The sequence below is a fragment of the Pseudoalteromonas sp. BSi20311 genome (assembly GCF_000239875.1).
Classification (GTDB): Bacteria; Pseudomonadota; Gammaproteobacteria; order Enterobacterales; family Alteromonadaceae; genus Pseudoalteromonas.
Window position 1 is genome coordinate 94,499 of record NZ_BADU01000084.1, and the last position, 9,096, is coordinate 103,594.

General features: G+C 42.2%; 5 protein-coding genes. All 5 read left to right on the forward strand.

Annotated features, from left to right (window positions below; all coding sequences use genetic code 11):
* Positions 1–3 precede the first annotated feature (3 nt).
* Positions 4–3,153 carry an efflux RND transporter permease subunit gene (locus P20311_RS10130; protein WP_008112395.1) on the forward strand — a complete coding sequence of 1,050 codons (3,150 nt, stop codon included), beginning with the start codon at positions 4–6 and terminating at the stop codon, positions 3,151–3,153.
* Complete coding sequence (locus P20311_RS10135) at positions 3,146–4,558, forward strand: TolC family protein (RefSeq protein WP_008112396.1); 1,413 nt, start codon at positions 3,146–3,148, stop codon at positions 4,556–4,558. The genes P20311_RS10130 and P20311_RS10135 overlap by 8 nt, the downstream gene beginning before the upstream one ends.
* 8 nt (positions 4,559–4,566) lie before the next feature.
* Entirely contained in the window at positions 4,567–5,592 is a 1,026-nt protein-coding gene (locus P20311_RS10140) for a zinc-binding dehydrogenase (RefSeq protein ID WP_008112398.1), read from the forward strand.
* Positions 5,593–5,882: 290 nt separating this feature from the next.
* Positions 5,883–8,138, forward strand: a complete 2,256-nt coding sequence (locus P20311_RS10145) for an acyl-CoA dehydrogenase (protein ID WP_008112400.1) — start codon at positions 5,883–5,885, stop codon at positions 8,136–8,138.
* A gap of 324 nt (positions 8,139–8,462) precedes the next feature.
* On the forward strand, positions 8,463–8,780 hold the full coding sequence (locus P20311_RS10150; RefSeq protein WP_008112402.1) for a heavy metal-binding domain-containing protein: 318 nt from the start codon (positions 8,463–8,465) through the stop codon (positions 8,778–8,780).
* Positions 8,781–9,096 lie beyond the last annotated feature (316 nt).

Here is a 9,096-nt window from a genome sequence, read left to right on the forward strand (position 1 = left end):
TAGATGAAATTTTCACACTTTTTTATACAGCGACCGATTTTTGCGGCCATGCTGTCGTTGATTATTTTAATTGCAGGTAGCATTTCATTATTTCAGCTGCCTGTCAGTGAATACCCAGAAGTTGTACCACCAACAGTGGTTGTGACTGCAAGTTACCCAGGTGCTAACCCGACGGTTATTGCACAAACAGTGGCAACACCGCTTGAGCAAGAAATAAACGGCACCGAAAACATGCTGTATATGTTTTCACAAGCAACCAGTGACGGACGTATGACGCTCACGGTGACATTTGCGTTAGGCACTGATTTAGACCGTGCCCAAGTGCAAGTGCAAAACCGAGTAAATAGTGCGCTGCCGCGTTTGCCACAAGAAGTGCAACGTTTAGGGGTTGTTGCTGAAAAATCATCACCCGATTTAACCATGGTGGTGCATTTATATTCACCCCAAAACAGCCATGACACCGCATATTTATCAAATTATGCCGATTTAAATATTAAAGATGAAATAGCGCGTTTACCTGGTGTGGGTGATATTCGTTTATTTGGTGGTGGTAAATATGCAATGCGAGTTTGGCTTAACCCCGATGCGCTAGCATCACGTGAGCTTACTGCAAGTGACGTGGTCAATGCACTACGCTCGCAAAATCAGCAAGTTGCAGCGGGTAGTTTAGGTGCGCAACCGATTTCAAATGACAGTCAGTTTCAAATTCTATTAAACGTCAAAGGACGCCTTAATAGCATTGAAGAGTTTAAACAAGTCATTATTAAAGTTGGGGAGCAAGGGCAGCTTACCCGTTTGTCAGACGTGGCACGTGTTGATTTAGGCCAAGATTCTTATGCATTGCGTGCTGAGCTTGATAATCAACCTGCTTTAGCGATGCCAATATTTCAACGCCCAGGGTCAAATGCCATTGAGCTCTCTGATCAGGTGCGTGAAACCATGGCACGTTTATCAAAAGACTTTCCTGCAGGTGTTGAATACGACATTGTTTATGATCCAACGGTATTTGTGCGTGGTTCAATTGATGCGGTAATCGCCACTTTACTCGAAGCAATCGTGCTGGTGGTGATTGTGGTTATTGTGTTCTTACAAACCTGGCGCGCGTCTATTATTCCGTTAATTGCGGTGCCTATTTCACTCATTGGTACGTTTGCCGTAATGCAGTGGCTTGGGGTGTCTATTAATACCTTATCGCTATTTGGTTTAGTACTGGCAATCGGTATTGTGGTTGATGACGCAATTGTGGTTGTAGAAAATGTTGAGCGAAACATAGAAGATGGCTTATCACCGCTTGAAGCCACCCGCGTGGCAATGACGGAAGTAACCGGCCCTATTATTGCGATTGCATTAGTATTATGTGCGGTATTTATTCCGACGGCTTTTATTACTGGGCTTTCAGGGCAGTTTTATAAACAATTTGCATTAACCATTACGATTTCAACGGTAATTTCGGCGTTTAACTCATTAACGCTGTCGCCAGCACTGGCCGCTTTATTGTTAAAATCACATGATGCCGAGCCTGATGCGTTTACCCGCGTGCTTAATAAATTATTTGGCCGTTGGTTATTTCAACCTTTTAACCGCGTGTTTGACCGTGGTGCTAAAGGGTATGAAAAGCTGGTACAAAAGCTTATTCGCATGAGTGTTGTGGTTATGGTTGCGTATATTGCTTTAGTTGGCGGTACGATTAAATTGTTTGATGCAGTACCGGGTGGCTTTATTCCACAACAAGATAAGCAATACTTAGTCGCCATTGCGCAGTTACCTGACGCTGCAAGTTTAGACCGTACAGAAGCGGTGGTAAAACAAATGCAGCAAATTGCATTAGAGGTACCTGGGGTTGCGAACACGGTAGCGTTTCCTGGTCTTTCAGTGAATGGTTTTACTAATAGCCCAAATAGCGGCATCGTATTTACACCACTGGCGCCTTTTGCAGAGCGTACGGATCCGAGTATGTCGGCTTCGGCTATTGCAGCGCAATTAAACCAACGTTTTGCGGCCATTGATGAAGCCTTTGTCGCTGTGTTTCCGCCACCGCCAATTCAAGGCTTAGGCACCACAGGTGGCTTTAAATTGCAAATAGAAGATAGAGCTAACAAAGGCTTTGAAGCCTTATTTAACAGTTTGCAATCAGTGATTGCTGCGGCGCAAAAAGATCCGGCGTTAATGGGGCTGTATTCAAGCTTTAGAATTCAAGTGCCACAAATGGATATTGATATTGACCGTGAGCAAGCGCTTATTCAAGGTATTCCATTAGATGAAGTGTTTAACTCGTTACAAATTTATTTAGGCTCAGTGTATGTAAACGACTTTAATTTGTTTGGTCGTACTTACCAGGTTAATGCCCAAGCTGATGCTGATTTTAGGGTAGACCCAGAGCAAATACTAAACCTAAAAGTGCGTAATCGTGCCGGTAATATGGTGCCGTTAGGCTCAGTATTAACGGTAACGCCTACCATCGGCCCAGATCGTGTAATGCATTACAACGGCTACCCAAGTGCAGAGCTTAATGGCAGCCCAGCGCCCGGTTATAGTTCTGATCAAGCGCAATTGGCGATTGAAGCTGTACTAGCAAAAACATTGCCTACTGGCATTGAATATGAGTGGACTGAGGTAACGTACCAGCAAGTATTAGCAGGTAATACCATGGTGTATGTATTCCCTCTGGTTGTATTGCTGGTGTTTATGGTACTGGCCGCACAGTATGAAAGCTTACGTTTACCACTGGCCATTATTTTAATTGTACCTATGACTATTTTCTCAGCGTTATTAGGGGTGTGGTTTGTAGGTTCAGACAACAACATATTTACGCAAATAGCGTTGATTGTACTGGTCGCATTGGCTTCTAAAAATGCCATCCTTATGGTGGAATTTGCTAAAGATAAGCATGACACTGGGTTATCGCACCTTGAGGCGATGTTAGCGGCGTGTCGATTACGTTTACGCCCAATTTTAATGACATCAATTGCGTTTACCGCAGGTGTCATACCGCTTGTATTGGCAACCGGTGCCGGTGCAGAAATGCGTCATGCCATGGGTAATGCAGTGTTCTCGGGCATGATTGGAGTAACTGTGTTTGGACTATTATTTACACCGGTGTTTTATATGCTGGTGGTAAAAAAGCCGCGCGTTAAGGAGTCTTCGCATGACTAAATTTAACTTAAGCGCCCTTAAATTATCGCCATGGCTGAGTTCTGTATTAGCGGTTGCTGTGTTATCAGGTTGTGCGAGTAAAATTGACACAGCTGCTCAGCGACAACAGGTTGATGAGTTTGTTGCCAAGGCAATATCTGCAGAGCAGTTTATGGGTGAAGATGAGCAAAACTGGTGGCATAAGCTGGGCTCAGCGCAGCTAAACCAACTGCTGAGCAACGCACTTGCTAATAATTACGACTTACAAACAAGTCAGCTGGTATTAAAAAGCGCTTTGGCGCGTATTGGCGAGCAACAAGCGCAATACTTACCGCAAGGAGGTATTGAGGTTGGTGCAAAGCGAAGCGGGCTAGGCAATACCAATAGCCGACAATCAAGTGCGAATGTAGCACTTGATTGGCAGCTCGACTTATTTGGTCGAATTACTGCGTTAGTCGATGCCGCGAATTCACAAGCAATGAGCCAAGCTGAGCAAGTTAGGTTATTGCAAATTGAAGTGGTGTCGGCTGTGGTTAAAGGCTTTGTGAGTTATCAAGGTAATCTGCAAAAGCAGCAAATTATTGAAATGCAAATAGAAGCGCTTGAACAAAGCATTCAAGTGCTGCAGGCCCAAGTTGATGAAGGTGTGGCCAATGAGCTCGACTTAAACCGCACTATGGCGCAACTTAGGCAGCAGCAAGCCTTGGTGCCGGCAATTAAATATGCCAAGTACCGTGACTTATCTACTTTGGCCGTATTAAGCGCGCAAACTACGCAATCACTGATCATTAATGATGAGCGTACTATATTAACTAAGGCATTTGCGGTGTCATTGGCAAAGCCTAATGATGCAATAGCACTAAGACCTGATATAAGTCGTGCTTTATTTGATTTTAGCCAGGCAAATAGCCTGAGTGTAGCAGCCAGTAAAGCTTTATTGCCGGATATTAGCTTAAGCGGCTTTGCAGGCGTGTTAAGTTTGGGCAGTAATGGTTTTAGTGATACCCAGCAGCAATGGCAAGTAGCGCCGCAATTGCAGTGGTCATTATTAAGTTACCCTGCGCTTTTAGCACAACGCGATGCTCACCAGTTTTTAAGCCAAGCGGCGTATACTGACTACCAGCAAGTGGTGTTAAAAGCCATTAACGAGAGTGAACTTTCATTGCAATACTTAGTCAATCAAGCACAGCAATCGCGTTTTGCTGAGCAGCGTTATCAATTTGCTAATAATGCATTTTTACAAGCACAAGCAATGTATGAAGAAGGGCAAATTCCTTACTTAGAGTTGTTGGATGCACGTCAGGATGTTTTAATAGCACAAGAAAATGCCGTTGATTCAACTATTTCATCGTTACTGGCTAAGGTAAATGCCTACCAGTCATTTAATGGGCGATGGAGTTACGCGTTAAGTAATACTAACAAGTAGAGTTTTTGATGCCTAATACTGCAGATACAAACCCAAATACTATTCCTACATTAATGCGCTCTATTGTGTTAAATGAGCCTAATGAGGATATTCACTTATCGGATACTCAGTTACCTGTGCCTCAATGCACAGGTAATGAGCTGCTAGTAAAAGTAGAGTATGTTGGTTTAAACCCGGTGGATGCGCAATTTGCTAAATCTGGCTTTTGTTTATGGCAATATCCGCATGTTTTAGGCTTGGATGCAGTGGGGACAGTGGTTAAAGCGGGCAAAGGTATTTTTCCGGGGGTAGGGGAGCGTGTTATGTGGCACGCCAGCGTAGGTGAGCAAGGGGTACTGAGCGAATACGCAAAAGTACCTAATTATGCGGTGTCTATCATTCCCAAGCAATTAGCCAGTGACAAGGCTGCTACTTTGCCCTGCGCCGGAATGGCAGCGCTTATCAGCTTAGATAAACTATCAGTAACTGAAGGCGATACCCTCTTTGTTGAAGGGGGCGCAGGTGCTGTAGGTCAATTTGCTATTCAATTTGCAAAGCAGCGTGGTGCCGATGTATTTACAACCGCCTCCAAGCGTAACCACAAATTGGTTAAGCAGCTAGGGGCTGATGTAGTCTTTGATTACAATGACAAAACCTTATGTGACAAAATTCGCCGAGAGTTAGGACCACAAGGATTTGATGCCATTATTGATATTATGGGCGGGGAATCGACCATTCAAAATATTGAGTTAATGCGTTTTTGTGGCCGTATTGCTTGTTTAAATCCACTGCCTAAGTTTGAACAGCAGTTAATGTTTAGGCGTGCGCCCAATATTAGTATTGTCTCTTTAGGTGGCGCGTGGTTAGCCAACAGCCTATGTGCGCAGCAGCGTATGAGTTTTATGGGGAATTTATTGCTTGAAACAGTTTCTAATGGCGATATAAAGCACCCTGAAATTCTAGCTGTTGATTTTAATGCACAGGCCGTATCTAGCGCCTTAAACAACCAGTTAGCAGGTGGTTTTACTGGTAAGCAGGTGGTTAAAGTAAGCTAATTTCACCCAAATTCTCGTATTAAAAAACGCAGCCTAATTTTAGGCTGCGTTTTTTTGTTTCTACTTTATTACCAAATCCGTATTTGCGGCGCCAACAACCAGAATTATTAAATTTTTAACAAAAAAAATAATAATTCAGCGTACAGGTGTAAGCCTTTTTATTTCAACAGTTTACGTTCAGGTAAAGAAAATAAATTGCAAAAACTGTTAATTAATTGAATAGAGTAATTGATCTAAACCGATTTTTATGACGTAATGTAGGTATTATTATCTGGTCGGATGAGTTCGTTATGAGTTTACGTACAAAATTAAAAAAAGTATTACCAAGTATTTCAGTTACTGAGCAAGAAGCGCTAGACGCTGGCGATGTATGGCTAGAAGGGTCTATCTACCAAGGTAAACCAGATTTTAGCGCGCTACGCGATGTACCTGCGGCAAAACTAACCGCAGACGAGCAAGCGTTTCTAGACGGCCCAGTACAAGAATTACTTGGCATGATTGACGATTCAGTCATTCAAAATGGTATTCATTTACCAAACGACATTTTAGAGTTTTTGAAAAAAGAGCGTTTCTTCTCGCTGATCATCCCTAAATCGTTTGGCGGTTTAGAGTTCAGCCCATACGCTAACTCAACAATTGTAGGTACTATCGCAACGAAAAGCTCAGCGGTTGCGGTAACCGTAATGGTACCAAACTCGTTAGGCCCGGGTGAGTTACTACTTCACTTCGGTACAGATGAGCAACAAGCACATTACTTACCACGTTTAGCAAATGGTACAGACATTCCATGTTTTGCATTAACCAGCCCAGAAGCAGGTTCTGATGCAGGCGGTATTCCTGATGTAGGTACTGTTACTAAAGGCATGTATAACGGTGAAGAAGTACTCGGCCTAGAAATTACATGGGACAAGCGCTACATTACACTCGCACCAATTGCTACTGTACTTGGTTTAGCGTTTAAAGTAGTTGACCCTGATGGTTTATTGGGTGGTAAAGAAAACCTAGGTATTACTTGTGCACTTATTCCAAAAGAGCACCCTGGTGTAGAACTTGGTAACCGTCATGATCCTATGGGTATCCGTTTTTACAACGGTACTACACGTGGTAACAAAGTATTTGTACCAATGGACTTTATTATCGGTGGTCAGAAAAACATCGGTCGCGGTTGGCAAATGCTAGTTAGCTGTTTAGGCGCAGGTCGTGGTATTTCATTACCAGCATTGGGTGTAAGTACAGCTCAAGTTGCATTTAAATCAGCTTCTGAGTACGCAGCAGTGCGTGAACAGTTTGGTTTATCAATTGGTCAATTTGAAGGTATTCAAGAAAAGCTAGCTGACATCGCAGGTAAAACATACCTACAAGAAGCAATGCGAGTATTGACAACTGAAGGTTTAGGCATGGGCTTAAAACCATCGGTAGTAACTGCAATTGCTAAATACCATATGACAGAGCTTGGTCGTGATGTACTTGATTCAGCAATGGATATTCAAGCAGGTAAAGCGATTCAAAACGGTCCGCAAAATACATTAGCGAGTGGTTATGTCGCGCAGCCTATTGCCATTACGGTAGAGGGCGCGAACATTCTGACTCGTAACCTGATGATATTTGGCCAAGGTGTTATGCGTTGTCACCCATACTTACAATCTATGGTTGAGTCTATCCACAGCGATGACAAAAACGCAGATGCAGAATTTAATGGTATTTTACGTAAAACAATTGGCTACAGTACAGCAAATAGCTTACGTGCATTCCGTTTAGGTGTATTACCGTTTACTGCTGGTGCAAACTCGGCATTACCAGAAGTACGTGACTACGAAAAAGCAGTGCATAAACTATCAGCTAAATTAGCTGTATATGCAGACTTCTCGTTACTAGTACTTGGCGGTAAATTAAAGCAAGCTGAAATGCTTTCAGCACGTTTAGGCGATGTAATGAGCTTCTTGTATGCCGCTATGGCATCTATTAAGTATTACGAGCAAAAAGTAGCAAGCAGCGAGCGTGAGCAGGCGGCTCCTTACTTCCATTATGCGACTCGTTTTGCACTACAAAGTGCAGAAGAAGCATTGCACAAGTTCTTAGACAACTTCCCTGCAAGTGGTACTCGTAAGTTCATTCGTTTCATTACTATGAACTACTCAACTAAAATGCCAAAAATTAGCGATGATTTAATTCGTGAATTAGCAAAACAAGCTCAGCTAGATACGGCATTTAAAACGCAAATCACACATTTAGTTAAGCCAATTGAAGGTGATGGTCATCACATCAATGAGCAAGCTTACAAAGCTAAAATGGCGTCACTTGAGCTATTAGCTAAAGTGAAAAAAGCGCTACGTGCTAAAACCTTTAAGCCGGGTACGCGTTTTTCAATCACGCTTGAAAATGCACTTGCTGCAAAAGTAATTAACGACGCTGAATTTGTTCAGTTAAGTGATTACAACAAAAAGCGTGAAAAAGCGATTCGTGTTGATGAGTTCGACTTCGATATGAACATCCTAGACGACAACGCACAGCCAGTTAATCCGCTTAAAAGCGTGGTTAACCAATAAAATTCAATAATGCAAAGCGCCTGCAGTTTAGGCGCTTTTATTGATACAAAATTAGTGTGGAGTCCTGCTTGAGTAACATCAAGCGGGGCTTTTTTTATGGGTGTAATTCAAGCTCAGGGATAATGACGACTAATTTGATGGTACAGAACATTATTAAACGTTGTTTTAGTGTATTTTAACAATGATTGGTAAATAAGCTACGTAATTACTTGTTTACATTAGAGTTGTTTAGTGGAATTATTGAGCGTATATAATATACGCTGTTTTGAGGGTTATAACTCCCAAAGTGGTGTTTAATGAGCTGTTATCATCTAGGGAAAAATTATGATTTATACGACAACGGAAACTGTTCCTGGCAAGGAAATCGAAGCTGTATTGGGTATCGTCAATGGTAACATGGTTCAGTCTAAACATGTTGGTCGAGATATCATGGCTGGTTTAAAAGGTATTGTGGGCGGTGAACTCAAAGGCTATACCGAGATGTTGATGGAAGCTCGAAATGTAGCGGTAGAACGATTAATAGAAGATGCAAAAAAGTTAAATGCCGATGCAATAGTAGGAATACGGTTTACAACTAGCTCAGTTACTGATGGGGCATCAGAAATATTAGTGTTTGGCACAGCAGTTAAACTTCGAACATAACAAACAATTTAAGCAGATTCGCAACGCTTGTCATTTTTGGTGTTTCTTTCAAAGCCAAAAAATGAGGGCGCTTTCCTCTTTTCTGCACATTATAAAAAGAACAGCCTAACTAAAAGTTTAAAGTTGGCAATGTGTTACATGATTTGTAATTAATATTAAAAATAATGAAGAGGACATACATTGCTCATAAAAAGAGGAAAGTGTCCTTTGATAAAGTTGTTAGAGTGCGAATATGGATAGTGCCTACTTGAAAGTAAAACGTGCAGAAAAGCATTATGCTGAACTTGCACAGATGTTTAAAAAGAAAAAGCCGTTT

What these genes read in the sequence shown, in the direction of transcription:
- P20311_RS10135 (WP_008112396.1), top strand. Translation starts at nt 3,146, where the DNA reads ATGACTAAATTTAACTTAAGCGCCCTTAAATTATCGCCATGGCTGAGT.
- P20311_RS10150 (WP_008112402.1), top strand. Translation starts at nt 8,463, where the DNA reads ATGATTTATACGACAACGGAAACTGTTCCTGGCAAGGAAATCGAAGCT.
- P20311_RS10130 (WP_008112395.1), top strand. Translation starts at nt 4, where the DNA reads ATGAAATTTTCACACTTTTTTATACAGCGACCGATTTTTGCGGCCATG.
- P20311_RS10145 (WP_008112400.1), top strand. Translation starts at nt 5,883, where the DNA reads ATGAGTTTACGTACAAAATTAAAAAAAGTATTACCAAGTATTTCAGTT.
- P20311_RS10140 (WP_008112398.1), top strand. Translation starts at nt 4,567, where the DNA reads ATGCCTAATACTGCAGATACAAACCCAAATACTATTCCTACATTAATG.